Source organism: Streptomyces sp. NPDC002076 (assembly GCF_053593835.1).
In genome coordinates this window covers 119323-136605 of sequence record NZ_JBSFDI010000010.1, presented here as the reverse complement: position 1 = coordinate 136605, position 17283 = coordinate 119323, and the positions used below count along the sequence as shown (strand labels likewise).

Sequence of the window (17283 nt, the reverse complement as noted above, 5' to 3'; positions counted from 1 at the left end):
CCTCTGGGCGTTCCACTGGGCGCGGAGCTGGACCCTCAACTGCTGGTGGTCAGCGCGCGGCGGCGTATTCGACGCGGGCAGCCGTTGGGTTGTCGCGGACGGTGGTCCGCTGGTCGCGCCAGAGCGAGATGCCCAAGCCGATCAAGGCCACTCCGGTCGGAACGGCCAGCGGCCGGTTGAACGACTCCGGAAGTACCGCGAGCGCGACGGTGGCGACGGTACCTGCGGCGAGGAGGGCCGCAGCCCAGCGGGCGAGGATGCGCGCCCGGAACAGCGCGATACCGAACAGGCATCCGCCCGCGAGGTAACCGACGGAGCTGAGGACGAAGACCGTCTGCATGGCGCCGATGCCGTGCGTGGCGGTGCCGCCGAATGCGACGGCAAGGACGTCTTTGACGTAGTCGGGCGCGGTGTGCGCCAGCGAGGGGAGAACCGCAGCCGCGACGATCTCGATGCTCAGCATGAGCAGATAGCCGCCGGCGAACAACGCGTAGCCGACGAGGCCGAGTATCCCTGCCTGCCGGACCTGTCGCAGGTACATGCCGGTGATGCCGGCAAGCGCCAGCGCGGCCATGAGCGCCTTTGCGACGCTGCGGACGGCCCAGTCTGCGGTGGTGACCGACGAGACGTCCATGGGTGGGTGGTTGACCTGGACACCGATGAACAACAGTCCGGCGATCGCGGCAGAGATTGCCGCGGCCCGCATGAGCTTCGTGGCGGTGATGGTCATGAGGGGCTCCTTGTCCCGTTCTGACGCCGAGGTCGTGCTGCACACCTCCTGCAGGTGTACGACGTACACCTTTTCCGTGCCAGACACTAGGTGTACTGTGTACACCTGTCAAGGCTGGACACCAGTCAGGCCGTGGAGGGCCCGATGCAGGACACCGCTTCAACCGCCGGCCGGGAACGGCTCAACCGCGCCAAGGTGTTGCGCGCGGCCGTCGAGTTGGCGGACGAGGGCGGCTTTGACGCGCTCACCATGCGCAGGCTGGCGGCGCAACTCGGCGTCGTGCCCATGGCTCTCTACAAGCACGTGGCGGACAAGCATGAGCTTCTCGACGGCATGGTCGACCTGGTCTTCGCCGAGGTGGAGATGCCCGTGGACGTCGACTGGCGTACGGCCCTGCGCACACGTGCGTCGTCGATGCGGCAGGCGCTGCTCCGGCACCCGTGGGCAGTTGGCCGGATGGAGACAGGCACTCCGGGGCCGGCGAACCTGTCCCACCACAACGCCGTGTTGCGGTGCCTCCGCCACGACGCAGGCTTCCCGTTCCACATGGCCGTGCACGCGTACAACCTGATGGACGCCTACATCTACGGGTTCGCCCTCCAGGAGAAGACCCTCGCCGGCGACATCCCGGCTGAGGCGGCGCGGCGACGCGAAGCCGTCGCCGACCGACAGTCGTCGGAAATCGACGACTACCCCTTCCTCGCCGAGGTGGTCACGGAACTGGCGAAGACGGGGTTCGACTTCGCCGACGAGTTCCAGTTCGGACTCGACCTCATCCTCGACGGCCTCGGGCGAATCCGCGAGCAGCCCGGCGGTGACGAAGTGCCGCGTCCGCTCGGTCGGTGACCAGCCCTCCGCCGTGCGCAAGATCCACTGGATCTGCGCGGCGTGAGGTCGGGCTCTCCCGCTTCTGCGCGGCGGCCGGTTCCAGTTCCTCCGCCGGCGTCCTCGGGCCACCTTGCGCGGCTCGGCCACCAGCGCGGCGAATCCGCCGCGGCGGTAGTCGGGGTCCATCGCCCCCCGGCGACGCCGGTTTCGAAGGCCGGCCGAACCTCCTTGGGCGGGTCAGGCAGCACGGAACACCTGCCGCACAGCGGAGCGACGTTCGCGGAACGGTCACTGTGACCGTTCCGCGAACGGAAGTGCCGAGGCACCGTGCCCAAGCCCACCGGACGACGCCCATCGTCGTATCGAGCAGCCGGTGCCGGGGGGTTCAGGGAAGCAAGGCCAGGGTGTCACCCAGCCAGCTCCAGGGGTATCACAGCTGGGTCGCGATGCGTCGCGCCGGACGGCGTGCTCACTCGGTCGCGGTCGCGAGGCCGCGCGTCTGGGCTCCGTCACCTCGGTAGAACGGATAGTCCGTGTATCCGGCCTCCCCTCCGACGTAGAACGTGGCCGGCTCGGCTTCGATCAAAGGCAGGTTCTCCTGGTAGCGGCGGACCAGGTCCGGGTTGGCCAGGAACGGCGTGCCGAACGCGATCAGGTCGGCGTGCCCGGTGCTCACTGCCGCCTGGGCGCGCGCGAGGTCGTAGCCGTTATTGGCGATGAACACGCCAGTGAACCTGGTCCGCAGCGCGCGGTAGGCGTCGAACGCGGAATGCTGGCCGAGACCGAGCAGGGTTTGTTCACCCAGCCGCGGCCGTAAGCCACCCGGCGCCGCCGCAACCTTCCCACTCACTCTCAACGAAGCGGCAAATTAGCCATCATCCCTCATACCGCCCTCTGAGAGAGATCGCGCCCCTCGTCGCGGCTGCGTGACCGCACCAGCAGGACCGCGCCCCGCGCGACCGCCCCTCGCTGGTGTCCGTCGAGGGCCGCCCCCGTGATCGCCCTGGGACCGCCCCGCCTCCTAGCCCCTGCGGACCCCGCGCCCTGTCGCCCTTGCGGGATCCTGGCTGCTGCGGCCCTTGGGACCGCGCCCGCTGGTGCCCTGAATGAAGTGGCCCCGGCGCCATTTCGAGGGGCGCCCGCTCTCGCCGCTCCAAGGGACCGCCGCTGGTGACGGGGCCCGTCACACGCCGTCAGCCCGCGTAACCTCCGTCCAGTCCGGTGCCAGCACCGACCAGATCTCCTCGTCGTGTCGCTCGCCCCGGTACAGGTAACTCTCCCGCAGGACGGCCTCCTTGCGCATGCCCAGCCGCCTGGCGACCGCGATGCTGGGCGCGTTCCCCGCCGACACCCACCACTCCACGCGGTGGATGCCCCGCTCCCGGATCGCCCAGTCGATGAGCAGACGTGCGGCCCGGGTCACCAACCCCCGGCCCACCGCCGCCGGTTCCAGCCAGCAGCCCGCTTCCGCCGTGCCCCGAGGGACGTCCATCCGGCGCAGGATCACCGCTCCGACCAGCGTGCCGTCGAGCCGGATCCCCCGGATGAGGCCCGCGTCGGCCGCCTCCTTCCCGGCGTACGTCGTCAGGAACTCCCGGGCGGCCACCAAGTCCGTGACCACGTCCGGGAGACCGTTGAACCGTCCGATGAACTTCCGGCCGCGGTCCACATGGGCGAGGAACTCCTCGGCCTGCCAGGGCTGGAGGGGACACAGCTCGGCGCCGTCGGCACCGAGGGAGGTCGCGTACATGGTCACCTTCGGATGATCGGTGGGGCATCTGTACGCCAGCCTACGGTCGGCCCCCTCGCCGAGGGCCGTCCGGACTCGTCGCGAGGCTCACGCATGTCGAGGGCTGTACGGTCCGCCGGCGTCACCCGTCGAAGGCCGCCACCCCCTCCTCCGCGAACGCGACCGCGTCCGCGTGCCCGAACAGGCCGGGCAGGCCGCCGGTGTGTACGAACACCGTCTTCTCGCCCGGCCGGACGTCACCGTCCCGGACTGCCGCCCGGAGCCCTGCCAGGGCCCGGCCCGTGTAGATGGGGTCGAGGACCAGGCCCTCGGTGCGGGCTGCGATCCGGAGCGCCTCTTTCACCGGCTCGGTCAGCGTCGCGTACCCGCCGCCCACCTGGTCCCGGCGCACCCGCAGCCCCTGCGGCGTGATCTCCTCGGTCGAGAGCGGTGCCGCGAACTCGGCGACGGCGGCGGCCGGGTCGGCCAGCGCGCCCACGTCGACGCCGAGGACCGAGCCGGCGCCCAGGGCCGCGACCAGGCCGGCCATGGTGCCGCCCGAGCCGAGCGCGACCACCACCGTGCGCAGCTGGCGCACCTGCTGGTCCAGTTCCTCGCCGCAGCGCACATAGCCCCGGGCGCCCGGCACCCCCGACCCGCCGAACGGGATCAGCGCGGGCCGGGCACCGCCCGCCCGCACCCGTGCGCACACCTCGGCCGCCGCCGCGTCCAGCCCGGCCTGGTCGACCTCACCCGCCCAGGCGATCCGCGCCCCGAACAGCCCGTCCAGCGCGAGGTTTCCGGACCGGGTGACGCCCGGCGCGCCGCGCAGGACGAGGACGGCGGACAGGCCCAGCCGGGCGGCCGCGGCGGCGGTGAGCCGGGCGTGGTTGCTCTGCGGGGCGCCCGTGGTCACGAGCGTGTCCGCGCCTTCGGCGAGCGCCGCACCCACGGTCCACTCCAGTTTGCGGATCTTGTTGCCGCCGCCGCCCAGACCGGTCAGGTCGTCCCGCTTGATCCACAGGTCCTCGGGACCGAGCCCCAGCGCCTCGGCGAGCCGGGGCGCCGGTTCGACGGGGGTGGGGAAGGTGCCGAGCGCTACGGGGGAGTGGCTCATCGCGTACGTCCTTCGATGCCGGTCGTGGTCGTTCGGCACCAGTCGATCACACCGGCAACAGGAGGGCGATCAGCGCACTGAGCTGACGGGCCGTACGGCACTCGTGCATCTCGACCAGCTCGGCGTACGCGGGCGCGGCCGAGTCGCCGGTGCCCCAGCGGTCCCGCGGCTCGGGGTTCAGCCAGTACACGCGGCGGGCCCGCCCGGCGACCTCGCGTACGGCGGCCAGGTTAGGGTCGCTCATGTTCGTCCGGGCGTCCCCGAGGACGAACACGGTGGTGCGCGGGCCCACCGCGTCGCGGTACCGCGCGGCGAACTCGCCCAGTGCCACGCCGTAGTCGCTGCTGCCGTGCCAGCCGGTGAGCGTGGCCTCGGCGTGGATGCGGGCGCCGAGCCCGTCGAGGTCGGCGCGGCCGTGGTCGAGCAGGCCGGTCACCTCGTCGAGCCGGTTGACGAAGGCGAACACGCGGACCTTGCTGAACTGGTCGTGCAGCGCCTGCACCAGCAGCATCGTGAAGTCGGAGAAGCCGGACACCGAGCCGGACACGTCGCACAGCAGCACCAGTTCGGGGCGCACGGGACGGCGCCTGCGCAGCACCGGCCGCATCGGCACCCCGCCCGTGGACAGCGAGGAGCGCAGGGTGCGGCGCAGGTCGACGGTGCCGCGCGCGGCCCGGCGTCGGCGCGCGGCGAGCCGGGTGGCCAGCTTGCGCGCGAGCGGCTGAACCGCCCTGCGCAGCTCGGCCAGTTGGTTCCGGTTCGCGTACAGGAAGTCCACCCGGTCCGCGGTCGGTACGACGCCGCGCCGGGCGATCTCGTCCCGCCCGCGCCGCTCGGCGACCCTGCGCCGCGCCTCCGCTCCGACCATCCGCCGGAACTCCTCGATACGGCGCCGGATCTCGTCGTCCAGCAGCCGGTCCGCGAAACCGGCCCCGCTCCCGTCCCGGCCCCGGACGTCCGCCCGCACCCGGGCCAGCAGGGTCTGCGGGCGCAGCCGGTCCAGCGTCTGGTACGCCGACCAGCCGTCCGAGCCGGGTGAACTGCCGTAGCCGCCGAGGGCGTCGACCGCGTCCACCGCCAACCGGGCCATCAGGGCACGGTCGTCCGCCGCAAGGGCTTCCGCCAGCCGGTCGCGCAGCGCCTCGCGGTCCCTGGATTCTGCGTCCGGGCTGCCCACCCCGCGTGGGAAGTACAGGTCGAAGACCGGGTCGAACACCGCTCGCTGACCGGGGCCGTGCAGCAGCGTCGCGGCCAGCCCCTCGCGCAGCCGCTCCCGGTCGGCGAGCCCCAGCGCCTCCGCGGCACGGGCCGCGTCCACGGTCTCGCCGGTGCCGATCCGCACGCCGTGTGCGCGCAGCGCCCCGACCAGCCCGGTGATCCGCTCGGCGACCGCGGTCACAGCGCGTCCAGGTCGAGCTTCGCCGCCGCCTTCTGGATGTCGTCCTGATGCTTGAGGATCACCCCGAGACTGTCCCGTACGACCGTCTCGTCCAGGGTGTCGGCGCCCAGCGCCAGCAGGGTGCGCGCCCAGTCGATGGTCTCCGCGACGGACGGCGCCTTGCGCAGGTCCATCGCGCGCAGGGCCCCGACCACCCGGACCACCGACTCGGCCAGCGCCGCGTCGAGGCCCGGCACCTTCAGCCGTACGATCCGCCGCTCCAGCTCCTCCTCGGGGAAGCCGATGTGCAGGAACAGACAGCGGCGGCGCAGCGCCTCGGACAGCTCCCGGCCGGCGTTGGAGGTGAGGACGACGAACGGGCGCCGGGTCGCGGTGACCGTGCCCAGCTCCGGAACCGTGATCTGGAAGTCGCTGAGCACCTCCAGCAGCAGCCCCTCCATCTCGATGTCGGCCTTGTCGGTCTCGTCGATCAGCAACACGGTCGGCTCGTCACCGCGGATCGCGGTCAGCAGCGGGCGGGGGAGCAGGAACTCCTCGCTGAAGATGTCGGTGCGGGTCTCGTCCCAGCTCTCGTCGCGGCCCGCGCTGATCCGCAGCAGCTGCTTGGCGTGGTTCCACTCGTACAGCGCGCGGGATTCGTCCACGCCCTCGTAGCACTGCAGCCGGACCAGCCGGGCTCCGGCCACCTGGGCGACGGCCTTGGCCAGCTCGGTCTTGCCGACCCCGGCGGGGCCCTCCACCAGCAGCGGCTTGCCGAGCCGGTCGGCGAGGAACACGGTCGTGGCGACGGCGGGCGAGGCGAGGTAGCCGGTCTCGGCGAGGCGGGCGGAGACGTCGTCGACGGACGTGAACAACGGGGCCTCCGGCGGGTCGGGAGCGGTGTGCGGACTACTATCTAAGCGCTTGTTCAGCGTAAGTGTCACGCGGATTCGGCGGAGACGGCCGGCACACCGGCCGTGGTGCGAGGTGCGGCCACCGCCGCGTGGGCGCGACCAGCCACTTCCGGGGGGCGCCCCGTACGGGCCAGCCCAACGCGCCGACCGGCTCGCCCGCCCGGTCCAATGAAACCGTGACCGCGCCCCCGGACGACTGCCTCGCGCGCAACGAATGGATCTGCGGCGCCTATCTGAGCACCCGCCGCCGGATCCTCCTCGACGCGGTCGTGCAGCACCTCCAGCTGACCGTGCTGTCGGTCCTCATCGGCCTGGCCGTCGCGCTGCCGCTCGCGGTGCTGGCGCGCCGCTGGCGCTGGACCGCCGGGCCGGTGCTCGCCATGACGACGATCCTCTACACGATCCCGTCGCTCGCCATGTTCTCCCTGCTCCTGCCCCTGTACGGCCTCTCGCCCACGCTCGTCGTCGCCGGCCTCGTGCTGTACTCGCTGACCCTGCTCGTCCGGAACATCCTCGCGGGGCTGCGCGCCGTCCCCGCGGAGACCCGGCAGGCCGCCCGCGGCCTCGGCTACGGCCCGATCCGGCTGCTGCTCACCGTGGAACTGCCCCTCGCCCTGCCCGCCGCGATGGCCGGCCTGCGCATCGCCACCGTCTCGGCGGTCTCCCTGGTCACGGTCGGCGCGATCGTCGGCTTCGGCGGGCTCGGCAACCTGATCTACGCGGGCATGAACACCTACTTCAAGGCCCAGGTGCTCACCGCGTCCGTGCTCTGCGTGCTGATCGCCGTCGCCGCCGACCTGCTTCTGCTGGGCGTGCAGCGGCTGATCACGCCGTGGACCAGGGCGGGCCGCGCACGGGCGCCCGCTGGACGAGGCAGGCCGCGCACGAGGGTCCTCGGGGCGAAGGCGGACCGCGCATGAGCACGCTCACCGCGACCTGGCAGTGGCTCACCGACCCCGCGCACTGGTCGGGCGACGACGGCGTCCGGCACCGGATGCTCCAGCATCTGGTGCTGACCGCCGTCTGCCTGTTCCTCAGCTGTCTGCTAGCGCTGCCCGTCGCCCTGGTCCTCGGCCACCTGGGCAAGGGCGGCGCGCTCGCCGTGAACATCTCCAACGTCGGCCGGGCCGTGCCCACGTTCGCCGTCCTGGTCCTGCTGCTTCTCACCCCGGTCGGCCAGTGGGCCGAGGGTCCCACGGTGGTGGCCCTGGTGCTGTTCGCCGTACCGCCGCTGCTCACCAACGCCTACGTCGGCATGCGCGAGGTCGACCGCGGCGTCGTACAGGCGGCCCGTGGCATGGGGATGACCGGAGGGCAGATGCTGCTGCGGGTGGAGCTGCCCCTAGCGCTGCCGATGGTCCTGAACGGGGTGCGGATCGCCGCCGTCCAGCTCGTCGCCACCGCCACCATCGCCGCGCTCGCCGGCGGCGGAGGGCTCGGCCGGATCATCACCGCCGGCTTCAATCTCGCCAGTACGCCCCAGGTGGTCGCGGGCGCCGTGCTCGTCGCCGGGTTCGCGCTCGTCGTCGAGGGTGTCTTCGAGATCGCCGAGCGACTGGCACCGGGGTGGGCGAGGAGCGGCCGATGAGAAGAAGAGCGCTCACAGCCGTCACGCTCCTCACGCTCACGGCCTGCACCACCGGCCCCTCCCTGGAGAACCGCGGCCAGGTCACCGCATCGCCCGGCGACAGCCACCACCTCACCATCGGCTCGGCCGGCTTCACCGAGAGCGATCTGCTCGCCCAGCTGTACGCCCAGTTGCTGGACCGGGCCGGCTACAAGACCTCCCTGCTCACCGTCAACAACCGGGAGCTGTACGAACCGGCCCTGGAATCCGGCCAGATCGACGTCGTCCCCGAGTACGCGGCCACCTTCGCCGACTGGCTGAACGCCAAGACCCACGGCGCCGACGCCGAGCCCGTCGGCTCACCCGACCTCGGCAGGACGATGACCGCCCTGCGCCGGCTCGCCGCGCCCCGCGGCCTCACCGTCCTCCCACCCGGCCGCGCGGTCGACCAGAACGCCTTCGCCGTGCGCGCGGACTACGCCCGCCGGCACGGCCTCAAGACCCTCAGCGACCTCGGCGCGGCGAAGCTGAGCGTGCGCCTCGCGGCCGGCGACGAGTGCGTCCAACGGCCGTACTGCGCGCCCGGTTTGAAGAAGGTGTACGGCATCGACGTCACCGGCGTCGACCCCAAGGGTGTCGGCACCACGCAGGCCAAGCGGGCCGTGCAGGAGGGCCGGGACCAGATGGTGCTGACCACCACCACGGACGCCACCCTCGACTCCTTCGGCCTGGTCCTGCTGGCCGACGACAGACATCTGCAGAACGCCGACTACGTGGTCCCGGTGCTCAACCGCTCGCGTGCGGGCAGCGCGGGCGTGGCCAAGGCGCTGGGCAGGCTCAACGACGTCCTCACCACCCAGGACCTGGCCGACATGAACCAGCAGGTGGACAGCTGGCGCCGGCTGCCCGCCGACGTGGCCCGCGCCTACCTGGAGGACAAGGGCCTGCTGACGTGACCGGGTTCAGGCATTCGCCACCGAGTCGAACGGCACCTGCCCCCGCGCCACGCCCCGCGCGTCCGCGTCCACCGAGCGGCGCAGCGCCTCGTGCAGCTTCGCCGGGGTGAGCACGCCGAGGAAGCGTGCGCCGTCCAGCACCGCGACCCACCCGGCGTCGTACTGGAGCATCATCCCGAACGCCTGCTTGAGCGGTGCGCCGACCGGCACCCACGCGGTCATCCGGCGGGTGTGGTCCCCGACCGTGCCGCCGCGCACCAGCTCGTCGATGCCGGCCCAGCCGTGCAGATCGCCGTGCGCGTCGAGGACGACGGCCCACCGGGCACCCTCGCCCCGCAGCCGCTCGACGGCACGTTCGGCCGGCTCGTCCACGCGGGCCACGGGCGGCTGCTGAAGGTCGTCCGGCTCGATCGCGGTCACCGACAGCCGCTTCAGCCCCCGGTCGGCGCCCACGAAGGAGGCGACGTACGGGGTCGCGGGCGCCCCGAGCACCGCGCCGGGCGTGTCGAACTGCTCGATCCGGCCCTGCCCGTACACGGCGATCCGGTCACCGAGCCGCACCGCCTCCTCGATGTCGTGCGTCACCAGCAGCACGGTCTTGCGCACCGCGGCCTGCATCCGCAGGAACTCGTCCTGCAACTGCTCGCGCACCACCGGGTCGACCGCGCCGAACGGCTCGTCCATCAGCAGCACCGGAGGATCCGCCGCGAGCGCCCGCGCCACCCCGACCCGCTGCCGCTGTCCGCCGGACAGCTGCTCCGGATAGCGCGGCCCGTACGTCTTCGGGTCGAGCCCCACCAGGTCCAGCAGCTCGGCGGCCCGCGCCCGCGCCTTCGCCCGCTTCCAGCCGAGCAGCGCGGGCACGGCCGCGGTGTTGTCCAGAACGGTGCGATGCGGAAAGAGGCCCACCTGCTGGATGACGTACCCGATGCGACGGCGCAGCCGCACCGGGTCGACCGAGGCGATGTCCTCGCCGTCGACGAAGATCCGGCCGGAGGTCGGCTCGATGAGCCGGTTGACCATCTTCATGGTCGTCGTCTTGCCGCACCCGGAAGGCCCGACGAGCGTGACGAGTTCGCCCTCGGCCACCTCGAAGGAGAGGTCGTCCACCGCCGTCGTACCGTCCGGATACCGCTTGGTGACCTGCTCGAACCGGATCATGTCCGCACGCTAGCGGGACCGTGCGCGCGGCGCGCGGCGGTGGGGTCCACCGGGTGGCGCAGGCCGGACCCGTTCGGGGGTTGCGGCACCCCGATCGGACCACACCGGCGCGCCGCCCGCCGAAGCAGGTGATCAGCTGATCGCGGCACACCTGTCACCGGCGCCGGGCCGGGACAGCGCCGCCACCGGTTCCCCGCCGCCTGAGCGGGCGGACCCGCCAACGCGACCGCGGCCGCGGACACGCTCCGCCTGACGCGCGGGTGCGCCTACCCGCTGACGGCCCCCGACCCGAGCAGCCCCGCCAACGGTCTGCAACCAAGCCTTCCCCGGTCGGCTCGACGCGGTCACTCAGCGGAAGTGACGCCAAGTCAGCTCAGCAGGATCACTTCCAGTGTGCGTGGACCGTGCACGCCCTCCACCCGGTCCAGTTCGATGTCGCTGGTGGCCGAGGGGCCGGAGATCCAGGTCAACGGGCGGGCCGGATCGAGGCGTTCGAGGGCCTGCGGGACCGAGGAGACCACTTGTTCCGGGACCTGGACGACACAGATGTGGTGGTCCGGGATCAGAGAGATACGGCGCCGGCCCTGGTCGGGGGAGCCGTCCAGGACGATCGTGCCGGTCTCGGCGATCGCCACCGCACACCCCGTCACCACGCTGCCCACCCGGTCCAGCCGCTGCGGCGTGCTCACTGCCCGGTCGTGGATCCGCACCGGGTCCGCGGCGGACAGCCACGCGGGTGGCAGCCCCGGCGGTACCAGCACCTCCTGCGAGCCGCGCCGGGCCAGCAGCCGCATCACGAGATACGGCATCTCCTCGTCGGTGGCACGGTGCACGACCGACCGGTAGTCCGCCAGGTTCTCGGCCAGCAGTTCCACCGTCTGCTCGGTCGTGCGCGTCCCGTGCTCCCGCAGATAGTCCCGGCTCACGGCCTGCTCGTACGGCCTCTCGTCCGGTGTCACATCGGCGAGCGCCCGCCGCACCCGGCCCAGGATCCTGTCCCTGCTGCTCACTTGGCGCCGTCCTTTCCACCCTGCGTGCGCTGCCACCAGTCCCGGAAGGGTTCCGCCGGTACGGCGGGCAGGTCCCGGGTGTCGCTCCACGCCTTGCCCGGGCCCGGCAGGGTACGGGGGTGCAGCCGGCGGGTGCGGGAGGCGAGGCGCTGGCCGGAGCGCAGGGCCCCGGGGTGGGTGAACGCCCAGCGCGCCGCCCGCATGGCCGCCCGCTCGGCCGCATGGCCCTTGGCCGGCTTCAGCACCACCCTGTTGCCCTGCCGTACCGCCGGACCGCCCTCCACGACCCGCTCGCGCAGATGCACCAGCACCTCGGGGATGTCGATGGCGACCGGGCAGACCTCGTAGCAGGCGCCGCACAGACTCGACGCGTACGGCAGTGAGGCGTCGATCTCGCTTGCCGTGCCGCGGAGTTGGGGGCTCAGGATGGCGCCGATCGGGCCCGGATACACCGAGCCGTAGGCGTGGCCGCCCGCCCGCTCGTACACCGGGCACACATTCAGGCAGGCCGAGCAGCGGATGCAGCGCAGGGCCTGGCGGCCGACCTGGTCGGCGAGGGTGTCGGTGCGGCCGTTGTCGAGCAGGACGAGGTGGAAGGTCCGCGGGCCGTCGCTGTCCGTGGTGCCGGTCCACATCGACGTGTACGGGTTCATGCGCTCGGCGGTGGAGGAGCGGGGGAGGGTCTGCAGGAAGACCTCCAGGTCCCGCCAGGTCGGCACGATCTTCTCGATGCCGACGACCGAGATCAGCGTCTCCGGCAGGGTCAGGCACATCCGGCCGTTGCCCTCGGACTCGACGACGACCAGGGTGCCGGTCTCGGCGACCATGAAGTTGGCGCCGGAGATGCCGACCTTCGCGCGCAGGAACTTCTCCCGCAGGTGCAGCCGGGCGGCCTCGGCGAGTTCGGCCGGGGTGTCGGTCAGACCCTCGGGAGCCGGCCGGCCCCACTCGCCCATCTCCGAGCGGAAGATGTCCCGGATCTCCCCCCGGTTGCGGTGGATGGCGGGCACGAGGATGTGCGAGGGCCGGTCCTTGCCCAACTGCACGATGAGCTCGGCGAGATCGGTCTCATAGGCGTGGATGCCTTCTTCGAGAAGGGCCTCGTTGAGCCCGATCTCCTGCGTGGCCATCGATTTGACCTTGACGACCTCCGATTCGCCGGTCTCCTTGACGAGTTCGGCGACGATCCGGTTGGCCTCGTCCGCGTCGGCGGCCCAGTGGACCGTACCGCCCGCCGCCGTGACCGACTCCTCCAACTGCACCAGATAGCGGTCGAGATGGCGCAGGGTGTGGTCCTTGATCCGGCGACCCGCCTCCCGCAGCGCTGCCCAGTCCTCCAACTCGGCCACCGCGCGGGCCCGTTTGGCGCGGATGGTGTGGGTCGCGTGCCGCAGATTGCCGCGCAGGGTGGGGTTGTGCACGGCATCGTGCGCGGCCTTCGGAAAGGCCGGCATGCCGACGAACGTTCCGCTCATGCCCCCGGTTCCTCCTCCGTGCTCGCCAGGATCTCCGCGATGTGGACGGGCCGCATGCCGACCCGCAGTCGGCTCATGGTGCCGCCGATGTGCATCAGACAGGAGTTGTCGGCCGCGCACAGCACCTCCGCGCCCGTCGACTCGGCGTTGCGGACCTTGTCCGTGCCCATGGCCGCCGAGACCTCGGCGTTCTTCAGCGCGAACGTGCCGCCGAACCCGCAGCATTCCTCGGCACCCGGCAGCTCGACCAGCTCCAGGCCCTTGACCGCCTGGAGCAGTCGGCGCGGCCGGTCACCGAGCCCGAGGGAGCGCAGGCCATGACAGGTGGGGTGGTAGGTGACCGTGTGCGGGTAGTAGGCGCCGACGTCCGTCACCCCGAGCACGTCCACCAGGAACTCGGTCAGCTCGTACGTCTTCGACACCACCGGCGCCAGCGTCCGCGCCAGCGAGTCCCCCCGCCCCTCGGCGCGCGCCCGCTCGCCCATCCGCGGATACAGCTCCCGCACCATCGCCCCGCAGGAACCGGAGGGAGTGACGACCGCCTCGTACTCGCGGAAGACATCGGAGAAGTGCCGGGCCAGCGGCTCGGCCTCATGCCGGTAACCGGTGTTGTAGTGCGCCTGCCCGCAGCAGCCCTGACCCATCGGGAAGTCCACGTCGACACCCAGTCTGGTCAGCAGCTTCACCACGGCACGGCCGGTGTCCGGATAGAGCGTGTCGTTGACACAGGTCAGGAACAGGGCGACACGCATCGCGGCTCCTCGGGATCGGTCATCGGACGAGTGCAGGGTAGTAGGCGAACGACGCCGAAGGGAGACTGCCGCTCACCGTGCGGCGAGCCGCGCCTCGGCCTCCCGCCAGCGCGCGCAGTCGCCACGCGGCGCGTACCGGGTCAGCGGCTGGGTACGGCTGAGCAGCCCGCGCATCGCGGCCAGGTCGCCGACGAGTCCCTGGGCACGGGCCTGGACCAGGACGTTGCCGAGGGCCGCCGCCTCCGTCGCACCGGCGACCACGGGCAGCCCGCAGGCGTCGGCGGTCAGCTGGCACAGCAGTCCGTTGCGGGTGCCGCCGCCGACGAGGTACACCACGTCCACCGGATGGTCGGCCAGCCGCTGCGCGTCCTCGACGGCCCGCCGGTGGGCGAGGGCCAGCGAGTCCAGGATGCACCGGGTGATCTCGGCCCGGGTGACCGGCACCGGCTGCCCCGACGCCCGGCAGGCCTCGGCGATCCGCTCCGGCATCCGCCCCGGCGCCAGGAACGTCTCGTCCCCGGCGTCCACCACCGAGCGCAGCGCCGGCACGGCGCCGGCCTCGCGCAACAGCAGGCCCAAGTCGGGCTCGCCCCAGGCGCGTTGGCACTCCTGGAGCAGCCACAGTCCCATGATGTTGCGCAGATACCGGACCGTGCCGTCGAGCCCCAGCTCGTTGGTGAAGTTCGCGGCCCGGCTCTCCTCGGTGAGCACCGGAGCGGTCAGCTCCAGTCCCGCCAGGGACCAGGTGCCGGTGCAGATGTAGGCGAAGGGCTCGCCGGTGGCGGGGACGGCGGCCACCGCGGAGGCGGTGTCGTGCGAGCCGACGGCCGTCACCGGCACGGGACCGGTCAGCCCCGTGTCCTCCAGCACCTCCGGCCGCAGCAGCCCGGCCGGATCGCCCGGTTGCCGCAGCGGCGCGAACAGGCCGAGGTCGATTCCGAGCCGCTCGGCGATGCCGTACGACCACGTCCGCGTCCGGGGATCGACGAGCTGGGTGGTGGAGGCGTTGGTCAGCTCGGTTCCCTGCTCGCCGGTCAGCCAGTACGACACCAGGTCCGGGATGAGCAACAGCCGCTCGGCATAGGTGAGTTGACGCTCCTCGCGGGCCGCCGTCAGCTGGTACAGGGTGTTGAAGGGGGCGTACTGGATGCCCGTCGCCGCGTACAGCTCCCCGGCCGGTACGGTCGCCCACACCTTCTCCGCGACGCCCTCGGTGCGGGCGTCGCGATAGTGCACCGGGTTGCCCAGCAGGGCCCCGTCGGCGTCCAGCAGGCCGTAGTCCACGGCCCAGCTGTCGATGCCGACCGAGTGAACCGGGCCGGCCGCCCGCAACCCGTCCAGGACACCGCCGTACAGCGCGAGGATGTCCCAGCGCAGGCCCTCGGGGGTGCGCACCGGGCGGTTGGGAAACCGGTGTGCCTCGCTCAGCTCCAGCGCGTCCGGGCTCACCCGGCCGACCATCACCCGCCCGCTGGAGGCGCCCAGGTCGACGGCGGCGTACGACTTCACGGGCCCGCTCATCGCAGGAACGCGGCAGCCACACCCGCGTCGACCGGGACGTGCAGCCCGGTGGTGTGGGTCAGCTCGCCGCCGGTCAGCGCGAAGACGGCGTTCGCGACGTGCTCCGGCAGCACCTCCCGCTTGAGGATGGTCCGTCCGGCGTAGAACTCGCCCAGCTTCTCCTCCGGCACCCCGTACACCGCGGCCCGCTGGGCGCCCCAGCCGCCCGCGAAGATCCCGGAGCCGCGCACCACGCCGTCCGGGTTGACCCCGTTGACCCGGATGCCGTGCTCGCCCAACTCGGCGGCCAGGAGCCGCACTTGGTGGGCCTGGTCGGCCTTGGTGGCGGAGTAGGCGATGTTGTTGGGCCCGGCGAAGACCGCGTTCTTGGAGGCGATGTAGACGATGTCACCGCCCATCCCCTGCGCGATCATCACCCGCGCCGCCTCCCGCGAGACGAGGAAGGAACCGCGGGCCATGATGTTGTGCTGCAGGTCCCAGTCGCGTGCCGAAGTCTCCAGCAGCGGCTTGGAGATGGAGATCCCGGCGTTGTTGACGACCAGGTCGACTCCGCCGAAGGCGAGCACCGCCGCCTTGAAGGCGTCCGCGATCTGCTCCTCGGACGTGACGTCGACGGTGACGGCGACCGCCTTGTCCGGCCCGCCCAGCTCCTCCGCCACGGCTTGGGCGCTCTCGTCGTTCAGATCGGCGACGACGACACACGCGCCCTCGGCCGCCAGCCGGTGCGCGATGGCCCTGCCGATCCCGCTGCCTGCGCCGGTCACCAGCGCCACCCGGGTCGCCAGGGGCTTCGGCCGCGGCATCCGCTGGAGCTTGGCCTCCTCCAGCGCCCAGTACTCGATGCGGAACTTCTCCGACTCCTCGATGGGTGCGTACGTCGACACCGCTTCTGCCCCGCGCATCACGTTGATGGCGTTGACGTAGAACTCGCCGGCCACGCGAGCGGTCTGCTTGTCCTTGCCGAAGCTGAACATGCCGACGCCGGGCACGAGCACGATCGCCGGGTCGGCGCCGCGCATCGCGGGGGAGTCGGGCAGGGCGTGCCGCTCGTAGTAGGCGGCGTACTCCTCCCGGTACTCGGCGTGCAGCTCCTTCAGCCGGGCCACGGCCTCCTCCAGCGGCGCGGACGGCGGCACGTCCAGAACCAGGGGGCGCACCTTGGTCCGCAGGAAGTGGTCCGGGCACGACGTGCCCAGGGCCGCGAGCCGCGGATGCTCGGCGCGGGCGAGGAACTCCAGCACGTCGGCGGAGTCGTCGAAGTGCCCGACCTGAGCCTTGTCCCGCGAGGCGACGGCCCGGACGTACGGAGCCAGCGCCGCCGCCCGATCCCGCCGCGCGGCCTCGGGGAGGGCCTCGTACCCCTCGATCACCGGCCCGAAAGGCTCCGGCTTCCCGCGCTCGGCGAGAAACGCCTCCGCGGTACGGATGATGTGCAGCGAGTTCCGCTCGCACTCCTCGGACGTCTCACCCCACGCCGTGATGCCGTGCCCGCCCAGAATGCAGCCGATCGCCTGCGGGTTGGCCTCCTTGACCGCCGCGATGTCCAGCCCGAGCTGGAACCCGGGCCGCCGCCACGGCACCCACACCACCGTGTCCCCGAAACACTCGGCGGTCAGCTTCTCCCCGTCGGCCGCGCAGGCGAGCGCGATCCCCGAGTCCGGATGCAGATGATCGACGTGCGCGGCTTCGACGAGCCCGTGCATGGCGGTGTCGATGGAGGGAGCCGCCCCGCCCTTGCCGTGCAGACAGAAGTCGAAGGCGCCGACCATCTCGTCCTCGCGCTCGAGGCCCGGGTACACGCCCTTCAGCGCCCGTAGCCGGTCGATCCGCAGCACGGCGAGCCCGGCCTCGGTGAGCGTCCCGAGGTCACCACCGGACCCCTTGACCCACATCAGCTCGACATCACCGCCGGTCACGGGATCGGTGGCGGTGCCCTTGGCGGACGCGTTTCCGCCGGCGTAGTTGGTGTTGCGGGGATCGGAGCCGAGCCGATGGGACCGTGCCAGAAGGGCGGCGGCTTCGGGGTGGGGTGCCATGATCGGTTCTCTTTCTTGCGTGGTCGGAGCGGGGCGGCGCTGCGGTCGCGCGGGCATTTTTGAATCGTTTCAGGAACCTAGCCGCATGGGTGCGCGGCGTCAAGATGTC

Annotated in this window: 16 protein-coding genes; 4 read left to right on the top strand and 12 right to left on the bottom strand. The window is 72.1% G+C overall.

Annotated features, from left to right (window positions below; translation table 11 throughout):
* Positions 1 to 49: 49 nt before the first annotated feature.
* Positions 50 to 730, bottom strand: coding sequence for a hypothetical protein (locus tag ACWCQS_RS22250; RefSeq protein ID WP_451006032.1), 681 nt, complete (start codon positions 728 to 730; stop codon positions 50 to 52).
* A 144-nt stretch (positions 731 to 874) separates the two neighbouring features.
* Between ACWCQS_RS22250 and ACWCQS_RS22245 the strand changes: the two genes are divergently transcribed.
* A complete protein-coding gene (locus ACWCQS_RS22245; RefSeq protein ID WP_451006031.1) occupies positions 875 to 1576 on the top strand; it encodes a TetR/AcrR family transcriptional regulator C-terminal domain-containing protein in 702 nt (233 codons plus the stop codon).
* Positions 1577 to 2027: 451 nt separating this feature from the next.
* Here the strand turns inward: ACWCQS_RS22245 and ACWCQS_RS22240 are convergent, their stop codons facing one another.
* From ACWCQS_RS22240 to ACWCQS_RS22220, 5 genes are all read right to left on the bottom strand, one after another.
* Complete coding sequence (locus ACWCQS_RS22240) at positions 2028 to 2408, bottom strand: oxidoreductase (RefSeq protein ID WP_451006030.1); 381 nt, start codon at positions 2406 to 2408, stop codon at positions 2028 to 2030.
* Positions 2409 to 2741: 333 nt separating this feature from the next.
* On the bottom strand, positions 2742 to 3308 hold the full coding sequence (locus ACWCQS_RS22235) for a GNAT family N-acetyltransferase (protein WP_451006197.1): 567 nt from the start codon (positions 3306 to 3308) through the stop codon (positions 2742 to 2744).
* Positions 3309 to 3429: 121 nt separating this feature from the next.
* Positions 3430 to 4404 (bottom strand): pyridoxal-phosphate dependent enzyme, encoded by a 975-nt coding sequence (locus tag ACWCQS_RS22230; protein WP_451006029.1) that lies wholly within the window; start codon positions 4402 to 4404, stop codon positions 3430 to 3432.
* Between the two features lie 46 nt (positions 4405 to 4450).
* Positions 4451 to 5803 (bottom strand): vWA domain-containing protein, encoded by a 1353-nt coding sequence (locus ACWCQS_RS22225; protein ID WP_451006028.1) that lies wholly within the window; start codon positions 5801 to 5803, stop codon positions 4451 to 4453.
* Positions 5800 to 6657 (bottom strand): AAA family ATPase, encoded by an 858-nt coding sequence (locus ACWCQS_RS22220; protein ID WP_450982025.1) that lies wholly within the window; start codon positions 6655 to 6657, stop codon positions 5800 to 5802. The genes ACWCQS_RS22225 and ACWCQS_RS22220 overlap by 4 nt, the downstream gene beginning before the upstream one ends.
* 215 nt (positions 6658 to 6872) lie before the next feature.
* On the opposite strand from ACWCQS_RS22220, the gene ACWCQS_RS22215 reads away from it, so the two are divergent.
* From ACWCQS_RS22215 to ACWCQS_RS22205, 3 genes are read left to right on the top strand one after another with little or no spacing between them, the layout of a single operon-like run.
* Entirely contained in the window at positions 6873 to 7616 is a 744-nt protein-coding gene (locus ACWCQS_RS22215) for an ABC transporter permease (RefSeq protein WP_451006027.1), read from the top strand.
* The gene (locus tag ACWCQS_RS22210) at positions 7613 to 8284 is read left to right on the top strand and encodes an ABC transporter permease (RefSeq protein WP_451006026.1); all 672 of its coding nucleotides are present in this window, start codon (positions 7613 to 7615) and stop codon (positions 8282 to 8284) included. The genes ACWCQS_RS22215 and ACWCQS_RS22210 overlap by 4 nt, the downstream gene beginning before the upstream one ends.
* Positions 8281 to 9219, top strand: a complete 939-nt coding sequence (locus ACWCQS_RS22205; RefSeq protein ID WP_451006025.1) for an ABC transporter substrate-binding protein — start codon at positions 8281 to 8283, stop codon at positions 9217 to 9219. The genes ACWCQS_RS22210 and ACWCQS_RS22205 overlap by 4 nt, the downstream gene beginning before the upstream one ends.
* Positions 9220 to 9225: 6 nt before the next feature.
* On the opposite strand, the gene ACWCQS_RS22200 is transcribed toward ACWCQS_RS22205, so the two are convergent.
* From ACWCQS_RS22200 to ACWCQS_RS22175, 6 genes are all read right to left on the bottom strand, one after another.
* Positions 9226 to 10380 carry a betaine/proline/choline family ABC transporter ATP-binding protein gene (locus tag ACWCQS_RS22200; protein ID WP_451006024.1) on the bottom strand — a complete coding sequence of 385 codons (1155 nt, stop codon included), beginning with the start codon at positions 10378 to 10380 and terminating at the stop codon, positions 9226 to 9228.
* A gap of 368 nt (positions 10381 to 10748) precedes the next feature.
* Entirely contained in the window at positions 10749 to 11390 is a 642-nt protein-coding gene (locus ACWCQS_RS22195; RefSeq protein WP_451006023.1) for a LutC/YkgG family protein, read from the bottom strand.
* A complete protein-coding gene (locus ACWCQS_RS22190) occupies positions 11387 to 12865 on the bottom strand; it encodes a LutB/LldF family L-lactate oxidation iron-sulfur protein (protein WP_451006022.1) in 1479 nt (492 codons plus the stop codon). The genes ACWCQS_RS22195 and ACWCQS_RS22190 overlap by 4 nt, the downstream gene beginning before the upstream one ends.
* On the bottom strand, positions 12862 to 13617 hold the full coding sequence (locus ACWCQS_RS22185; protein WP_451006021.1) for a (Fe-S)-binding protein: 756 nt from the start codon (positions 13615 to 13617) through the stop codon (positions 12862 to 12864). The genes ACWCQS_RS22190 and ACWCQS_RS22185 overlap by 4 nt, the downstream gene beginning before the upstream one ends.
* Positions 13618 to 13689: 72 nt before the next feature.
* Positions 13690 to 15138 carry a rhamnulokinase gene (locus tag ACWCQS_RS22180; RefSeq protein WP_451006020.1) on the bottom strand — a complete coding sequence of 483 codons (1449 nt, stop codon included), beginning with the start codon at positions 15136 to 15138 and terminating at the stop codon, positions 13690 to 13692.
* A complete protein-coding gene (locus ACWCQS_RS22175; RefSeq protein ID WP_451006019.1) occupies positions 15135 to 17174 on the bottom strand; it encodes a bifunctional aldolase/short-chain dehydrogenase in 2040 nt (679 codons plus the stop codon). The genes ACWCQS_RS22180 and ACWCQS_RS22175 overlap by 4 nt, the downstream gene beginning before the upstream one ends.
* Positions 17175 to 17283 lie beyond the last annotated feature (109 nt).